This window comes from Chryseobacterium ginsenosidimutans (genome assembly GCF_024807225.1).
Classification (GTDB): domain Bacteria; phylum Bacteroidota; class Bacteroidia; order Flavobacteriales; family Weeksellaceae; genus Chryseobacterium; species Chryseobacterium ginsenosidimutans.
This window is the reverse complement of the sequence record NZ_JANUCO010000001.1, coordinates 980110-997511: the sequence shown is the minus strand read 5'-3', so window position 1 is coordinate 997511 and position 17402 is coordinate 980110. Positions and strand designations below refer to the sequence as shown.

The following is a 17402-nucleotide window of genomic DNA, read 5'->3' as shown; positions in this document are numbered from 1 at the left end:
TCTTAATACAGCGTGATCTTTATAAAAATTAATAACTGAAAAAAATATATTATTATGGAAGAAATGATGGGTGTAATCAAATTGTTTGCGGGCAATTTTGCTCCTAAAAACTTTATGTATTGCAATGGAGCTTTATTAAGCATTGCTCAAAATTCAGCTCTTTTTTCAATCTTAGGAACTACATACGGTGGTGATGGAATTTCAACTTTCGCATTGCCGAATCTAAACGGTCGATATCCGATCGGAGCAGGAAACGCAAGTACTGGTTCATATACTCTTGGTGAAATGGCAGGATCTCCAGAAACGACACTCCTTACCACGAACTTACCAAGCATCAGCAGCCAATTGAAAGTAGCAAATGCAAATGCAAATTCTGCTGCACCTTCATCAAGCGCATCAATTGCAATTACAGGAAATACTGTGGGTAGAGACTTTACAGCAGTTCCAAGTTATGTAAATGGTGATCCTGATACTGTTATTAATCCAAAATCTGTTTTCTTTCAAGGTCAGAATTTGCCGGTTAATAATATGCCTCCTTACTTAGGATTAAACTATATCATTTGTGTTGCGGGAATATTTCCTTCAAGACCATAAAATTTTACAAACAACCTAAACTTAAAATCATGAAAAGCACTACTTTTTTATTAATCTGTAGTCTGCTAATTTCTACTTTCAACTTTGCGCAGACAAGTACAGAAGTTTTTGAAACAGAATCTCAGAACAGTTCAAGTTTCACAGATAATGGAGTGATCTTTAACATTCTTAATCATGTAGGCGGATTTGATATTCAGTCAAACTATCCCAATACAGGATGGAACGGAACTGCCAATGACAACAGATATATTGACAATTCGGGAGCAGGAAACATTGCAGTAGGTGCATCATTCAGCATTAAATCAACTTCAAATTTGTTTAAAGCAAACAGATTCTGGATCTTTTTGTCTGACACCAGTTTAAACCAAACCGTTTCAGGAACACTTACAGTCACCGGTAAATTATCCGGAGTAACGAAGTTTACACAAACCAAAACAACTGGTTTCGCAACTGGTTTAGGCTCTACAAACGGCTATACATTAATTGATTTAACCAATCTTAATGGTCAGAATTATAGCAATATCATTATTGACCAACTGCAGGTTACTCTTGGTGGTCTATACACTTACGGAGGTCTTGATGCCTTCACTTGGGTAAAAGATACCGGACTTGTACTGGCAACGAATGATGTGAAACCTTCTAAAGAGACGACCAATATTTATCCTAATCCAACCAGTGGTCCTCTTACCATTAATGCATTGGATAATACAAAATTCGAAGTTTACAACCAGTCTGGGCAATTGATAAAAACAATTGAAGCCAGAAAAGGAGTAAATGAAACTGATATTTCAGAACTTCCGAAAGGTGTTTATATTGTAAAATCTTCTTCGGAATCTTATAAGATCATTAAAAGGTAATTTAAAAGCTTACTATTAAAGTTAGAAACTAATAACCATGAAAACTTTAATTATAATAATAAGCGATTGTACCGCGAAAGATTCTAATACATAAGTGTGATGAAATCCCTTGAAGTAAATTCAGGGGTTTCTTTTTCTTAAAAAACTAATCTCAAAATAGTAATAAAACCATGGAAACAACAATTACACAGAATTGGATGAGTAAACTCGACGACAATAAAAAGCTTACAGAGCTTACCATCCCCGGAAACTCACGACAGCGCAACGTATGACACTGTATTTTTGCCCGCACAATGCCAGACAATGAATTTTACAGATCAGCTTAATTCAGGAATCCGTTTTTTAGATTTTCGTTTGAAAAGAGGTTATGATGCAGATGACGATCATGTATTATGGTTTTATCACGGGACGTTGGGCTTAAATCTTCACTTCGGGCAGGTTATCAATATGCTTGTAGATTTTCTGAACCGACACGAGACCGAAACGATCATTATGTGTGTGAAAAACGAATCTGATCCCAGTAACGACGATAAGCAAGAGAAATTTTACAATGATTTTAATATTACAATTGCCAACAATTATCCTTCTTATTTTTATAGAGAAAACAGAATTCCGGCTCTTCATGAGATAAGAAAAAAAATTGTTTTTGTAAAAAGGTTTGAGACAGGAAAAGTTAACAGTACGCATGACGGACTTAATCTTTTTGACAAATGGCCAAATGATGCCACGGATTCTTTTATAAATGACGGCATAAAATACCATGTTCAGGATAACTATTACAGTTGGGGCAGCGAAAGAGCCGATAAATTCACAGAACATGTAAAACCCGCTTTGATTGCTGCTGCCAATGGCGAAAAAGACAGATTGTATTTTAATTTTTCAAGCGGAACCGGAGTTTCGGGAGGAATTTTACCGTCTTCTACACGACCGATAGATCTTGCTAAAGTAGTCAACCCATTATTTTTAGACTATTTACAATCTCATAAGAAAGGAAGATTCGGGATTGTTCCGATGGATTATCCTGAGATACCGGAAAATAAAAAACTGATCCAAAGTCTGATCAATTCCAATGAATTCAAAACAGCTGTTCCCGCAGTATAAACATGATTCTAACGACACAAAGACAAAATCCTCTGAAGTTTTCGGGGGATTTATTTTATCTCGTCCATTTGTGAAGATGCTCTATCTGTACATTTCTCTTCATTAAAGACTGAAATCTCAGCTTTAATAAAACTCTTCTTCCTTCGGTTGTTCTTGTAAAAATTAAATCAGAGGTATCAAAAGTTTCGCTCCACGTTCTTCGGAAAAACTCTGCACTTTTTTTATTTTTAGCAAAAATCTCCGGAATCGGAAAATAAGAACTTTTTTTCATGAAAAAAAATCGATCTCTCTGCTCTATTAAATATCTCGGATTATCAACAGGCGCAATCAACTCCTGCAAGGTCTGAATAAATTGTGATCTTTCATAATTGCTTCCACCTTCCAAATGACAGACTGAGTTTTTGAAAATATCACTTGAAGTCACTACCTTTAATTTCTCAGCGGACGTATGAATAATTCTTTCATTAATAAGGTTTTTCAACACAATATTTCCTATTAATTCCAGATGTTTTGCAATGTTTTTGTACTTTAAATATTGCTTTGTCGCTCTGAAAAACTTACCACCATAAATAATAATTCCAATAAGACCCGCTACAAAAGAAAACCTGAAAAAGTTTTCCATAGAATCGATATCGTCCAATGATTTTACAATCTCGGAAACAATTTTATACAGAAAAGTAAGCACGGTAGAAATCATGATTCCTGAAAAATTTCCGATCATTTTTCTCAGATAATTCATTTTCATTTCTTTGTTTTCCCGCATTGTTTCGACCGGGATTTTCATCTCTTCTATCAGAACATTTCCTTTATCTAAAGCGGTTTTCCAACGCTTTGAAAGATTCTTACGTTCTCTTGCGAAAGAAAATGTTTGCAGATTAATTAAAGAAAATTCTTTTTTATCTTCAATAATTTTAATATTCAACCGTTCAAAATTATTTTCAATAGAAGAATTGTCGTTGTTTGAAACTCCAACAAAAGTTTTGAATCTTCTTCTTAAAATATCAAAATCCTGTCCTCCGGTTTCGCTTTTTTCATCAAAACAGACAAGATGCCAAATATTCCCGGTTTTCTGCGGCTCATCTTTATCCGTACGAATTACTCTTCCTCTCATTTGATTGGAAAGGACAAACGAACTCACAAAACTTGCCAAGATCAGAGAATTCATTTTCGGCGCGTCCCAACCTTCTCCCAAAAGCGATTTTGTGCCTATTAAAACCTGAATTTCACCCAACTGAAAAATCTCTGTGATGATGTGAACGATATTGTGTCTTACCTGATCGGTAATGTTGATTAACAAGTAATTTTCGTCGTAAGAAAGTTGGGAAACCGAAATATTTACAATCCCTTTTTTATGGCAAAATCTATCAAAAATTTCTTTGGAACTTTTAGGAATAATCACAATACTTCCTGTAAGTACGCCGATCTTTTTCTGATCAACATTTTCTCTTCTTAATTTCTCAAAAATAGGAATCGCTCCGATCTTATCCAGTTCAAAATTGTTCTCAATCGTATTGGTTAAAAATTCTTTTTTGATGAAATCTGTAAGAATGACCATTTTTAGATTATCTTTAAGTACAGCATATTCAAAATCTACAATTTCCTTTATTCCCTGAAGTTTTCCGATACTTGAATTAAAAATTTGCGTTAAATTTTTATTATTAAAAAAACTGATCAATTTTTTCTCCAGAAAACCATTTCGTCTTAATTTATTTTCGAGATTGATGCGATGTTCTTCAAATTGTTTAAAATTAATTTCATCTACAAACAGGTAAAAATCAATTAATTCTTCAAGCCAGAAAAAATCAAAATAAGGGACAATTTTCTGCTGATCACCAACAATTTCAAAATGAATATCTGCAATTTCTTTTCCTCTGAACTTTAAATAAACCAATCCCGATGTATAAGAAGAAAGATTTTCGTAGATCCAGTCGAGATATTGCTCCGGATCTTGATAAACAGGATGGTTTTCTAAGGCAAGCAATAAAATCTTATCGTTTCTTATTTCCTCAAAAAAATCATTGGCATGGCTGTAATAATCTTCAATTTTGTGCTTTTCCTTTTCAGTTGGCAACGTAAAATACACAAGATCCTGATGCGGACAAAGATCGCCTTCGATCATCAATTCGGGAACCGATATTTCTACATCTACAGCGCCATTCAGCTGGATATATTTCTGCCATTCTGCGCCGGAAACATCAAAAGGCGGCGTCGCCGTTAATGCAACAATCGTAGGATCGATTTCTTTTTTAAGATCAATTAAGCTTTTCCACCACGCATTTTTCAGGTGATGAGCTTCATCAAGAATGAAGGTCTTTATTTTCTGTTTTTTTAATTTCTTTACAAGCTCAGAGATTTTAACAGGAGAACATTCTTCTTCAAAACTTTCATCATCCGTTTCAATTTCCTTTATCAAATTACAAGCAGCGTGAATTCCCTGATAGGTTGTAACCGTGACAAATTTTGGGTTTTTAATATCTGTAGAAATCCAGTCTGGCGTATTTTCCACATCAAGAAACAGCTCACAAAACCTCTGAATCCATTGATTTCTGATGGCTAAAGTCGGAGCAACAATTAATGTCGGTTTATTTAATCTCAACATTAATTCCAGTCCTAAAACTGTTTTTCCAGAACCTGGAGGTGCTACGATATGAACATGATTGTCGGTAAGATATTCGTCAACATGATCCAAAAAATTTTTCTGATATTTTCTCCAGCTATATTTAAATTTTAACCCTAAAGGAAATGAATTCATGTGACGCTATTTTTTTAAAGCTAAAATATATTTGTCGATATACAATTGCTTTTCCTTCAATTTGTATTGCTGAATGTATCTTGGATGTTCTAAAACCGTCATTTTTTCAAAAAGATGCGCTTCCTGATTTAATTTTGAAATAAAATCTGCATTTTTCTTTCCCAAAATAAAGACTTCCGACGTATCGAGATTCAAACTGATATGCTTTTTTAAAGTATCGATCATAAAATCTTTCACCTCATTGAAAAGTGCTTTATCATCGTAATAATTAGCATTAATCCAGCTTCCTTTGGACTTTCTTACAATCGCCAAAGGAAAAGGGGAATTGATATAAATGTCTCTGTAAAATTCGTCAGCTCTGCCGTAATCGGCGATCATATCGTACACAAAAACAGAGGAAATTTCGTGCGTATGAGCAGATTGCATTTTGATTCCGCAGACGCTTTCCAAACGTTTGGTATCTGTAAACGGAACGCCTGTAACTCCCGCTCCGTGACGACTTGGATTAATACCTACAATAAATTTTCTTTGATGGGAATCGTTGTAATATTTATGATAAAACTTCTGCATAACCTCCATTGTTTCAGGATTATCCAAATAAGGATTTAAAACCTGAAAATCGTCGGGAAGATTTCCGGAATATTGTAAGTTTTTATTAATCTCAATGACTTTATCTGCAAAAGTTTTATCCATATCTTATTCTGCGTCTTCCTCGTCTCCTTCTTCACTTAGAGCTAATTCAATATCTATAAACTGAATGTATAAGCCACAAATTTCTCCATTTGCATCATACCCAAAATACACAGGATATTCACCATCACCAAAACCACTTGCAAACATCGGAATCTGATACTCAGTATTCGGAACCGCCCAATTGATCCAGTCTCCCGCATCTCTTTGGTTTTTAGGATTCGCTTTATAACTTTGTTCAAATAAATCGGCAAAATAATCGTCGTAGGTGTTATCGATATTTGCATCTTCGAAAAATTTATCCACAAAAGGAAGGACTTCTGCATCGGTGATACAGCCTAAACCTGCATCCACTCCAAAACCGAAAAAATCATCTTCAGTTACGCCTTCCAGTTCTTCAATCCCGACTAAAGCTTCTCTGTAAACAACAGGCTTTTCTTTAGTAAATTCCACTTTTACTACGGCATATCTGTCGCCCCAATCTTCCGATTTTACCACTGCAATCGTTACTGGGAAATTCCCTTTCGGAGCCTGAACGAAATAAGGCGATTGATTTGCATCCAGAGAAACCAACGGATCTCTCACCACCACTTTCCCGGAAGGAAGAGAAACGTTTCCGATTTCCATCGTTTCCAATTGTTGACCAGCAATTTCATTTGAAGTAAAATAGGTTTCCAGATCGGTAGGACAAGTCAGAATATCTTTTACTTCTTCCCATTTTTGCATCCAGCTATCGTTCATTTTTTTATATTTTAAATTTGGTTTAATTAAGAATTAAAAATACATTTTATTTAATCTAAATCAAACTCTTCTTCGTCTTTTAATCCTTTGATAAACGTTTCAAAATCCTTCGCCAGAAAAATTTTCTTATAATCACTTTCCTGATCTACATGTGCAACTTCCGGTTCGCCATCTTTTCCACAATTAGAATAATCAAGCAAGATCATATCGTGACCCGCAGAAGGGCAATCACCGATATACACCCCGATCGCAGGATATCCCCATTCGTCGATCATAAACTGACTTCCGAGTTCTCCGCAAACAGAATAGGTTTTCTCTCTTCCGATTCCCATCAATCCGGTAATCGCGATATGATCTTCTGCCCAAGAATTATCTTCCGTCGTTGGGAAACAGCTTTTTTCAACCAATCCGCCGTTTTGGATTCTCATTAATTCGATATAGGAAGCGGGAAGTTTATATCCCAATTCATTCTCAATCGAAGAAATCATTTCATCATCAGGAAATTCTTCGATGTAATCTCTTACCGAATAACTGCTTTCACTCCAGAAATCGGTAAAATCAAAGTCTTTGAAAAAGTGTAGTTCCATATTTTGTTTTAAATAAATGTGATTTTGATTTTAATGTAAAAGTAGTTATGATTTTTAATAAGAACCTAAGCTGAAACAAATGTTTTTATCCTTGTCAAGGTTTAAAACCTTGACAAGGATTGCGGCCTGTAATTAGATTTAGAACAAAGTTAAAACTCATAATTAAGATCAATAGCTTTTTTATGTGACATGATAAAATTTTCTCTATTATCAAATAATTCAATAACCTCATCTCTTTTCAATAAGGTTTTTGAATTACTTAAAATAGATTGATAAGAAGAAAAATTATATTTTGAAAACGCAGTCGTCGCAGAATGATTTTGCGGATTTTGATGAATATAAATAATTGTATTAATTAAATATTCATCCGATGTAATCAGTTTTCTTTTAAACGGAGATTCAATAAGAGCACCATGTCTGTTATTTTCTTTATTAAAAGCCTGGGAATAAGAATTGAAAATTCGAGCAAATTGTTTTGAGAAAATATTCTGAGGAGAATGAAGACCCGTTTTAAGAGCCTTGTCAAGGTTCGAAATCTTGACAAGACTCTCCAACTCTTCATCAGATTTTATCCTGACTAAAAGATGAAAATGATTCGGCATAAGACAATATGCATATACATCACAAACAGGAATTATAAATTCAGACATTTTATTGAGAAAGAACAAGTAATTTCGATCTGATTTAAAAATATTTTCTCCGTTAATTCCACGATTATAAATATGGTAAAATCGATCCGTTTCAATGGGTGTAGTTCTAATGTCTGTCATCTTATTTGTGTGTTTTGCTTTTGTTAATCATCCTTGTCAAGGTTTTGAACCTTGACAAGGATAAAAATTTAAAAATCCCTTTCAGTAAAAACCAAAAGGGACTATAAATTTATATTTTATTTTGAATTAAATCAATCCAAACTGCTCAAAATGATGGGTAAAATGCTTTTTATGCATCAGTTCCCACATTTCTTTATTTAATGTTCCGAATACAAAATTCATATGTTCAGCTTGCGGATTTTCTTTGTAGTAAATTGAAAATTTCTTTAAGCTATCCATGAAAGATTGTTTTGCAACGTCAAGATTTTTATGTCTTAAGTCTAATAATTTTTCATCTTCTTCCAAGAATGGCGCTGGGAAATCTTTCGGCATTTTTCTGTGATTGTAAAGCGAATCCTTCCATTTTTCCAACTGCTCTTCCGGAGTGAAACATTTTTCAGCTTCCGGTTCGCCTAAGCTTACCAAAATGCCGTGTTCCAAATGCTCAATCATCTGTTGTGGAGACATTTTACCCCAACTTGGTTGCGTATTTTCAGATAAGCTATTTACCGCTTTCTGAATATTTTTTAAGTTTAAATCGATGAAAGGAGAATGTTTCGCCACCAATGTTAAAATGGTCGCCACACAAACAATCTCATCTCTTTGATTAACAACTTCAACCAACCATTTTACAACGCCGGAAGGAATATTTCTTCCTTTTACTCCTCTGTTGATCTTTTCTTTTGCCGTTAAATAAACCGTGATCGTATCTCCAGCGTAAACAGGTTTGAAGAACGAACAATTTTCCAGTCCGTAATTCGCAATAACAGGTCCTTTTTTACCTGAAACGAACAATCCAGCCGCTGCAGAAAGGATAAAATATCCGTGAGCAACTGTTTTATCGAAAATAGTTCCCGTTAAGCTCGTTGCATCTGTATGTGCGTAGAAATGATCCCAGGAAACATTCGAGAAATTAACGATATCTGCATCAGTAACCGTTCTACCTGCTGTTTCCAACGAATCTCCAACCTCAACATCTTCAAAATATTTCTGGAAAGGATGTTTGTCTGAATATTTTTTCTCAGCTCCCTGCTGATATACTTTTGTAATTGCCGTTAAAATATCTGGAGAACCTTGAATTGCCGTTTTCTGAAGGAAGAAATGAAGACCATTCAAACCACCCATTTCCTCACCGCCACCTGCTCTTCCGGGACCTCCGTGCATCAAAGTCGGAAGCGGAGAACCGTGACCTGTACTTTCTTTGGCATTATCTCTGTTTAACACGAAAATTCTACCGTGTTGAGAAGCCATTTTCCAAGAAGTTTCTGCAACGAAATTCTCGTCGTGAGAAACAATTGAACCTACCAAACTTCCTTTTCCTCTTTTTGCCAACGCAGCCGCTTCTTCCGCATCTTTGTAAGGCATCAACGTAGAAACCGGACCAAAAGCTTCGACATCATGAGAGATATTTTTAGTGAAAGGAGAATCATTTAAGAACAATTTCGGAGACATAAATGCGCCATTTTCATAGTTTGCATCTACAAGCTCATGCTTTCCGTCATAAACAAGTTCGTTTTCAGTTTTTAAGATATTTACTTTCCTTAAAACCTCATCGTATTGCTGCTTTCCAACCAAAGAACCCATTCTTGTATCTCTGCTTAAAGGGTTTCCTATTTTAGTTTGATCTAAAGCTTTAGACAAAGCATTCTGAACATCACCAATTAAGTTTTCAGGAACAATGATTCTTCTGATCGCAGTACATTTTTGACCAGCTTTTGTGGTCATTTCCGTACGAACTTCTTTAATGAACAAATCAAATTCAGGAGTTCCCGGTTTTGCATCTAATCCAAGAATCGAACAGTTCAAAGAATCTGCTTCCATATTGAAACGAACAGAATTTCCTGAAACAGAAGGCAAAGCTTTTAATTTTCTACCCGTCGTTGCAGAACCTGTAAACAATACAGAATCTCCATCCTGAACATAATCAAGAATATTTCCCGGTTCACCGCAAACCAATTGAAGTGCTCCTTCAGGAAGAACGCCACTTTCAATCATATCCTGAAAAACTGCATTCGTCAAATAAGAACCATAAGGAGAAGGTTTCACAATACTTGGAACACCCGCCAATAATGAAGTTGACAGTTTTTCTAACATTCCCCAAATAGGAAAATTATAGGCATTGATTTGTACAGAGACACCTTCACTCGGCGTTAAAATATGAGTTCCTAAGAAAGTTCCGTTCGCAGAAATTTTCTGAGTTTCTCCATCCACCCAAAACGGAGTATTTGGAAGCATTCTCTTTGCCAACCCTGAATACGTGAAGAACGTACCAAAACCTCCTTCAATATCAACCCAAGAATCTGCGTGAGTTGCCCCAGTTTTATATGATAATTCGTAATATTTTTTCTTTCTTTCTAAAAGGTAAAGCGCCACTTTTTTCAACATTTCTCCACGATCGTAGAATGTCATTGAAGAAAGATTTTTGTAACCTACTGTTCTTCCGTAATCAAGAGCCTGTTCAAAATTCAGTCCTTCCGTATCCGAAACAGCAACCTGCTCTCCTGTCACGGCATTGTACAAAGGAATTCCGTTTCCGGTGCCTTCTACCCATTCGCCGTAGATATAGTTTTTTAACTTTTCCATATAGTTTTAATTAATAATGTATCAGTTTACCAATTACTGATAGATCTTTAGATTGTTATACTTATTTAAGATTATTTTTTCTTTGAGAATTTCTTCCCTGCCGTTTCAGCACCCAGCATAATGATATTTTTTATTAATGAAAATACATTATAGATAACTAAAAGAGCTGCCAAGATTCCTACAATCTGGAATATCCATAAATATTTACCTTCTTTACTATCTTTAACCTCATTATATTCTTTACACGGATCTGTTATTTCATTTTCAGAAGGATTATTTGGATTATACCAAACATCTATCGTATTTTCAGGTTTGTCTTTAAGTGAGGTTTTATCAGCATTAAAATACTGATTATTCACAACATACGTATAATGAAATTTATTAATATCAACTTTCACAGATCCCTTGCTGAGAGTTGTCTGATCGTAGGTATATTCTATATCCGCTGTAGTCTTTTTAAATGTTTCACATTCTTTTTTGTACTTTGCTTTAGTTCCTGTTCCGGAACCGGTGAGATAACCAAAATATCCGGTAATTCCCAGATACAAGCCCATCATTACAAGAACAATGATATTACCTTTAATTTTTTCTTTTCTTGTTTCCTCCATTTGTGCTTTTGAAAGTATTATTTCGGTTCCTGATACGGAAACAATTTCACCAACCCTTCATACAAACTTCTGTGAAGAATGGTTGCGTGATTGTCTGTTTCCATCATTTTATATTCTACCGTCCAGTTTTTCTTGCTTGATTTTTTAAGAATATCATATAAATCCTGCGCATCTTTTACCATAACTTTATGCTCGCCTTTTCCGACAGAAACATAAACAAATTTCTTGGTATCAGGAATTTTAGATAATAATTGATTGGCTTGTTTCAGAAGACTTTCATCATCCCACCATAAACTCGGACTGATGATAAAATAATTGTCAAACATTTCAGGTTTTTTCAACAAAATTTCCGTTGCTAAAAGTCCGCCCAAAGATTGACCGAATATGTAGGTATCAGTAGTTTTAAACTGACTTTCGATATAAGGTTTCAATTCTTTTTCAAGGAAACTGATGAATTTATCTGAATGTCCTGTTGTTGGATAATCTTTCTGTAAATCTTTTAAATCAGTGTGAAAAGTAAAGTCTCTTTTTCTGTCAATATTAGCAATTCCAACAACGATCGTTTCCGGCATTGCATACATTTGATTAAAGAACTGAACCAATCCTGTAACATGAATAAAATCTTCATTCATACTTCCATCTAAAAGATATATAATTGGATAAGATTTTGTTTTATCAAAATTTTGCGGAAGATATATGTTTAAAATTCTGTCTTCATTTAAAACTTTAGACTTTATGGTTCTGATTTCTCCAATAGTCAAAGGTTTTACACTTCCATTTTGGGCTAAAAACACACTCTGAAATGCAAAAAAAATACTGCAGAAAATAAGAATCTTTTTAATCATATTAAATTTTAAAGTGGGTTATTTCACATCATCCCAAATGCTGTAATCAACAACTTTCGTAGGAATTTGTTGAACATATTCTGTAAATGGTTCGCAAGGCAGAATAGCATCTTTTCCTTCTCTTGCCAATTCCTGATAGAGTTTTGTGCCTTCTGTTTTCCATTTAATCATTTCATCGGAAACATCACGAATAATTCTTGCCGGGCTTCCAACAATTAATTTTCTAGCGTCACATCTGAAATTGGCAGGGACAAAAGCCAATGCTCCGATGATACATTCGTCACCGATTACGGCTTTGTCCATTACAACAGCATTCATTCCAACAAGACAATTTCTACCGATATGCCCAGAATGGATAATCGCACCGTGACCGATATGTGCAGATTCTTCCAAAATGGTTTCAATACCCGGAAAAACATGAAGTGTACAGTTTTCCTGAACATTCGCACCGTCTTTGATGATAATTTTACCCCAATCGCCACGAATAACTGCATTTGGACCGATATAAACTTCTTCGCCAATTTCCACATTTCCGATAATCACCGCTTGCGGATGAACGTAAGCGGAAGGTTTTATGATAGGGCGAATTCCGTGATATGAGTAAATATTCATAATTTTTTAATTAAAAAATTAATTTAACAATGTATCAATCTAACAGCTTACCAATTGAGATTCTTCACTTTGTTCAGAATGACAGGAATTGTTACATTGATACATTTCTATATTGTTACATTATTGAAAAAGTTATACTTTTTCAATTACCATTGCATAGCCTTGTCCGACACCGATACAAAGGGTACACAATGCATATTTTTTATCTTGTTTTTGAAGTTCCATTGCGGCAGAACCGATGATTCTTGCTCCGGAAACTCCAAGTGGATGACCGATCGCAATGGCTCCTCCATTTGGATTTACTCTGGAATCGTCATCTTTCAACCCTAAACTTCTTGTTACGGCTAAAGATTGAGCAGCAAAAGCTTCATTCAATTCAATAACATCCATGTCTTCTAAAGAAAGATTAAGTCTTTTTAATAATTTTTGAGTCGCTTCAACCGGACCAATTCCCATGATTCTTGGTTCCACACCTGCAACTGAAGATCCTAAAATCTTAGCTTTAGGTTTCAACCCATATTTTTTAACCGCTTCTTCACTTGCTAAAATTAAAGCTGCAGCACCGTCATTCATTCCGGAAGCGTTTCCTGCGGTTACTGTTCCTTCTTTTCTGAAAGCCGGACGAAGTTTTCCTAATCCTTCCATTGAAGAAGTTGGCTTGATGAATTCGTCTTTATCAAAAATTTTTGGTTCACCTTTTTTCTGTGGAATTTCAACTTTTACAATTTCTTCCGCTAATCTTCCGCTTTCCTGAGCTTTAGTCGCTTTTTGTTGAGACCAAAGCGCAAATTTATCCTGATCTTCACGGCTGATATTATGCATATCTGCTAAATTTTCAGCGGTGTCTCCCATTCCGTCAACGCCGTATAATTCTTTCATTTTGGGATTCACAAATCTCCATCCGAAAGTCGTATCAAACATCTGACTATCTCTTCCAAAAGCTGCACTTGGTTTTGACATTACATAAGGTGAACGCGTCATATGCTCCACTCCACCTGCAATGTAGATTTCACCTTCACCAGAAGCAATCGAACGGAAAGCATTTGCTACCGCCGACATTCCGGAAGCGCACAATCTGTTTACTGTTTCACCGCCGATTTTGTACGGAAGTCCAGCCAGTAAAAGTCCCATTCTTGCTACGTTTCTGTTATCTTCACCCGCTTGATTGGCGCATCCGAAAATAACGTCTTCAATTTCCTCAACAGGAACTTCAGGGTTTCTTGCAACGATTTCTTTAAGGACAACCGCCGCCAAATCATCGGCACGAACTTCTGAAAGACCACCTGATAATTTTGAAATTGGCGTTCTTACATAATCTATGATATATACGTTGTTCATAATGTTTTTAATATAATAATTTAGCAATGCTAAATTGACTGTTTATTTTTTATACCGCTTACTAATTTTTCAAAATTCCTTCATGCCAAGACATCCACAATAAATAATTATTAACTTTCTTTATTCCTTCTTCATCAATCCAAAAATGATTTCCTTTTAAATATTTTTCGGATAAGTTTTCAATTTCTTTGGATGTAAATTGTGAATGCTCAGATTTATTCCAAATGATATTGAAAGTATCAGTTCGCATATCTTCAAATTCTTTTAAAATTTCATCAAAATTTTCAAGATTATTATCTTCGAAATAACTTTTCATCTTTTCTCCATCGATGGAAAAAGTACTTGAAAACTTTTTTAAAATTTTATTCTTATCCAATTTATCTTTAAAGCTCTACTACTTTTTTTCCGATTTTATACACTGTTCCGACAAATTTCGCAATCAATTCTTCGTTTTGATTGGTAATTTTAATGTCATAAACAGCGGTTTTTCTAGTGTCATTTACCAAAATACTTTCTGCTCTGAAAATATCGCCTTCTTTCCCGGCTTTGGTAAAATTAATAATGCAGTTTAAAGCAACTGCCGCATCGCCGGTGTTGTTGGACGAAAATGCCAATGCAGAATCCGCAAAAGCAAACGTAACACCTCCGTGAACCGTCTTCAACCCATTAATCATATCCTTTTTGATGGGCATTTCCAGTAAACAATAATTTTCTTTGACCTCGATCATCTTTATATTCATCCATTGGGAAAAATAATCCTGATCGAACATATATTCTGCAACTTGTCTTGGATTCATTTTTAATTTATGCTTGTTATTTCTTCATATAATTCATCAACCAATTTGTCATAAATACTCATGGTTTTGCCAAGAATTATTTGCTCGTATGAAAGATTTTCTGAATTTGAGGGATCTTCGGTTTGATAAGGAGCATTTAAATTAATACCATTTTCAGCAGCTAATCGTTTGATAAGCTCTTTGTATTTTTCATTAAATTTCCCTAATAATTCAAGTCTTTCCTGATAATCATTCATCGAAGAAATTTCCAGAATTAAATATTCTTTTTCAATCGAAAGCCTTGTTTCCAATTCGGCTCGGAATCCGTCTATATCCATTTTTTAAAGTAAAAATTTAACAATGTAACAGTTTACCAATAAGATACTTCGACAAGCTCAGCATGACAGTGCGATTGCTACATTGTTAGATTGGTATATTGTTACATTTTACGCAGTAACGGGCTTTGTCTGTATCTTTCTTCCTGATATTCTTCGTAAAGATTTTGCAGGGTTTCGGAGATTTTTGCATAACCGATTTCTTTTCCCCAAGCCAATAATCCTTTTGGATAGTTTACTCCTTTTTGCATTGCCAATTCGATATCTTCATCGTTAGCAACACCTAATCTTTTTGCTTCAACCGCTTCATTAATCAACATTGAAATAATTCTCAAAAATATTTGTTGATAAAGCGCATCGTCTTTTTGAGCAACAGGTTTTTCGACACCTTCAGTGTAATCGTAGAAGCCTTTCCCCGTTTTTCTGCCGTGAAGTTTGGCTTCAGACATTCTTTGTTGAAGAAGAGATGGTTTATATTTCGGATCGTAGAAATAATCTTTGTAAACGGTTGTTGTTACTGAGAAATTCACATCAACACCAATTAAATCCATTAATTCAAAAGGTCCCATTTTAAAGTTTCCGATTGTTTTCATGGCTTCATCAACCTGTTCTATAGTTGCAATGTTTTCTTCAACAATTCTCAACCCTTCACCGTAGTAAGGACGCGCGATTCTGTTGACAATAAACCCGGGAATATCTTTAGCAATTACAGGAATTTTGCCCCAATCTTTCATCAGATTGTAGATTTTTTCCGGTAAAGATTTTTCTGTTAATAAAGAGGGAATAACCTCGACTAAAGGCATCAATGGAGCCGGATTGAAAAAATGAATTCCGATGAAACGCTCCGGTTTCTGTAGTTCTGCACCCAGAGAGGTGATGGAAATGGATGATGTATTGGAACCAATGACACAGCTTTCTGAAACGTGTTTCTCTAATTCTGTGAAAACTTTGGTTTTAATTTCTTTGTTTTCGATGATGGCTTCGATGATTAATTCGCAATCTTTGAAGTCCTTCAATTCTGTAGCAATGGAAATATTAGATAAAATTTCAACCATCTTTTCTGACGAAATTTTCTGTTTATCAACCAATTTGGTCAATGTTTTTTCCAAACCTACGGTTGCCGTTTCTACTTGTTTTGCGTTGGCGTCATAGACCCAAACTTTGCATCCGTTCGTCGCGGCTACTTGTGCGATGCCGATTCCCATAGTTCCGGCACCGATAATTCCTACTTTCATATTTTAAAAATAATGTAACAATGTATCAGTTTACCAATGTAACAATTTTATCAAAAAATTGAATTTTGCCGAAGCATTTACATTTATTGGTAAATTGTTACATTGATAAATTGTTATATTAATTTATTATTTTCCTTTATAATTAGGTTTTCTTTTTTCTAAAAAGGCACTTACTCCTTCTTTAAAATCTTCTGTTTCAGCTGCTTCCTGTTGAAGATCACCTTCTAATTCAAGCTGTTCTCTTAATGTATTGTTGTAAGATTGAGCGAAAGCTTTTTTGGTTAATTTAATTGCTGCAGTCGGCATATTTGCCATTTTTTCAAGAATTTCCATTGATTTTGGAGCGAATTCTTCTTCATTGAAAATTTCAGCCACCAAACCGTAAGATTTTGCTTCTTCCGCAGATAATCTTTTTCCTGTAAATGCTAAATAATTTGCCAATTGTCTTCCTAATAATTTAGGTAAGAAATACGTTCCACCTGTATCAGGAATCAACCCAATATTTGAAAATGCCTGAGCAAAGTAAGATTTATCAACCGCTAAAACGAAATCACAAATCAAAGCCAACATTGCTCCAGCTCCTACTGCAGGACCATTTACCAATGCAACCACAGGTTTTTTGCAACGTGTAATTTCCGTTACCAAAGGATTGTAATAATCTACCACAATTTTTCTGATGATGTCGTTGTCATGGTGTTCGTTGCCCTGTACAAAAGCATCATCCAAATTCTGACCAGAGCAAAAAGCTCTTCCTCTTCCCGAAATGGCAACACATCTTACTGTTTCGTCTTCGCTGCATTCTTTAATAAAATCTTTCAGATCTGATAAAGATGGCTTTGTAAGCGCGTTCATTGTGTCAGGTTGATTCAGATAAGCGATTTTTAGCTTTCCGTCAAAAAGTGATTCAATATCAAGTTGTGTATACATCGTATTAATTTT

At 35.0% G+C, this 17402-nt stretch carries 18 protein-coding genes; 3 read left to right on the top strand and 15 right to left on the bottom strand.

Features of this window, described 5'->3' with window-relative positions; all coding sequences use genetic code 11:
- The first annotated feature begins 54 nt into the window (after positions 1-54).
- The 3 genes from J3D55_RS04890 to J3D55_RS04880 all read left to right on the top strand — a co-directional run bounded on the left by J3D55_RS04890 (position 55) and on the right by J3D55_RS04880 (position 2552).
- The gene (locus J3D55_RS04890) at positions 55-594 is read left to right on the top strand and encodes a phage tail protein (RefSeq protein ID WP_259128581.1); all 540 of its coding nucleotides are present in this window, start codon (positions 55-57) and stop codon (positions 592-594) included.
- Positions 595-623: 29 nt separating this feature from the next.
- Entirely contained in the window at positions 624-1451 is an 828-nt protein-coding gene (locus J3D55_RS04885) for a T9SS type A sorting domain-containing protein (protein WP_259128580.1), read from the top strand.
- Between the two features lie 282 nt (positions 1452-1733).
- On the top strand, positions 1734-2552 hold the full coding sequence (locus J3D55_RS04880) for a phosphatidylinositol-specific phospholipase C domain-containing protein (RefSeq protein ID WP_259128579.1): 819 nt from the start codon (positions 1734-1736) through the stop codon (positions 2550-2552).
- 55 nt (positions 2553-2607) lie between these two features.
- On the opposite strand, the gene J3D55_RS04875 is transcribed toward J3D55_RS04880, so the two are convergent.
- From J3D55_RS04875 to J3D55_RS04805, 15 genes are all read right to left on the bottom strand, one after another.
- On the bottom strand, positions 2608-5304 hold the full coding sequence (locus tag J3D55_RS04875) for a DEAD/DEAH box helicase family protein (protein WP_259128578.1): 2697 nt from the start codon (positions 5302-5304) through the stop codon (positions 2608-2610).
- Positions 5305-5310: 6 nt separating this feature from the next.
- Entirely contained in the window at positions 5311-5997 is a 687-nt protein-coding gene (locus J3D55_RS04870; protein ID WP_259128577.1) for an SMUG2 DNA glycosylase family protein, read from the bottom strand.
- Between the two features lie 3 nt (positions 5998-6000).
- Positions 6001-6735 (bottom strand): DUF4241 domain-containing protein, encoded by a 735-nt coding sequence (locus tag J3D55_RS04865; RefSeq protein ID WP_259128576.1) that lies wholly within the window; start codon positions 6733-6735, stop codon positions 6001-6003.
- 50 nt (positions 6736-6785) lie between these two features.
- Positions 6786-7322, bottom strand: a complete 537-nt coding sequence (locus J3D55_RS04860; RefSeq protein ID WP_259128575.1) for an SMI1/KNR4 family protein — start codon at positions 7320-7322, stop codon at positions 6786-6788.
- Between the two features lie 149 nt (positions 7323-7471).
- On the bottom strand, positions 7472-8092 hold the full coding sequence (locus J3D55_RS04855; protein ID WP_259128574.1) for a transposase: 621 nt from the start codon (positions 8090-8092) through the stop codon (positions 7472-7474).
- A 126-nt stretch (positions 8093-8218) separates the two neighbouring features.
- The gene (paaZ, locus tag J3D55_RS04850; RefSeq protein ID WP_259128573.1) at positions 8219-10714 is read right to left on the bottom strand and encodes a phenylacetic acid degradation bifunctional protein PaaZ; all 2496 of its coding nucleotides are present in this window, start codon (positions 10712-10714) and stop codon (positions 8219-8221) included.
- 71 nt (positions 10715-10785) lie between these two features.
- The gene (locus J3D55_RS04845; protein WP_259128572.1) at positions 10786-11322 is read right to left on the bottom strand and encodes a DUF3592 domain-containing protein; all 537 of its coding nucleotides are present in this window, start codon (positions 11320-11322) and stop codon (positions 10786-10788) included.
- 17 nt (positions 11323-11339) lie between these two features.
- The gene (locus tag J3D55_RS04840; RefSeq protein WP_259128567.1) at positions 11340-12167 is read right to left on the bottom strand and encodes an alpha/beta hydrolase; all 828 of its coding nucleotides are present in this window, start codon (positions 12165-12167) and stop codon (positions 11340-11342) included.
- Positions 12168-12185: 18 nt separating this feature from the next.
- Positions 12186-12779, bottom strand: a complete 594-nt coding sequence (locus J3D55_RS04835; RefSeq protein ID WP_259128566.1) for an acyltransferase — start codon at positions 12777-12779, stop codon at positions 12186-12188.
- A gap of 132 nt (positions 12780-12911) precedes the next feature.
- Positions 12912-14117 carry a 3-oxoadipyl-CoA thiolase gene (gene pcaF / locus J3D55_RS04830; RefSeq protein ID WP_259128565.1) on the bottom strand — a complete coding sequence of 402 codons (1206 nt, stop codon included), beginning with the start codon at positions 14115-14117 and terminating at the stop codon, positions 12912-12914.
- A 61-nt stretch (positions 14118-14178) separates the two neighbouring features.
- Positions 14179-14433 carry a hypothetical protein gene (locus J3D55_RS04825; RefSeq protein WP_259128564.1) on the bottom strand — a complete coding sequence of 85 codons (255 nt, stop codon included), beginning with the start codon at positions 14431-14433 and terminating at the stop codon, positions 14179-14181.
- A gap of 67 nt (positions 14434-14500) precedes the next feature.
- Complete coding sequence (locus J3D55_RS04820) at positions 14501-14914, bottom strand: PaaI family thioesterase (RefSeq protein ID WP_259128562.1); 414 nt, start codon at positions 14912-14914, stop codon at positions 14501-14503.
- A gap of 2 nt (positions 14915-14916) precedes the next feature.
- Positions 14917-15231, bottom strand: coding sequence for a hypothetical protein (locus J3D55_RS04815; protein ID WP_259128561.1), 315 nt, complete (start codon positions 15229-15231; stop codon positions 14917-14919).
- Positions 15232-15332: 101 nt separating this feature from the next.
- On the bottom strand, positions 15333-16463 hold the full coding sequence (locus tag J3D55_RS04810) for a 3-hydroxyacyl-CoA dehydrogenase NAD-binding domain-containing protein (protein WP_259128560.1): 1131 nt from the start codon (positions 16461-16463) through the stop codon (positions 15333-15335).
- Positions 16464-16589: 126 nt separating this feature from the next.
- On the bottom strand, positions 16590-17390 hold the full coding sequence (locus J3D55_RS04805) for an enoyl-CoA hydratase/isomerase family protein (RefSeq protein ID WP_259128559.1): 801 nt from the start codon (positions 17388-17390) through the stop codon (positions 16590-16592).
- Positions 17391-17402 lie beyond the last annotated feature (12 nt).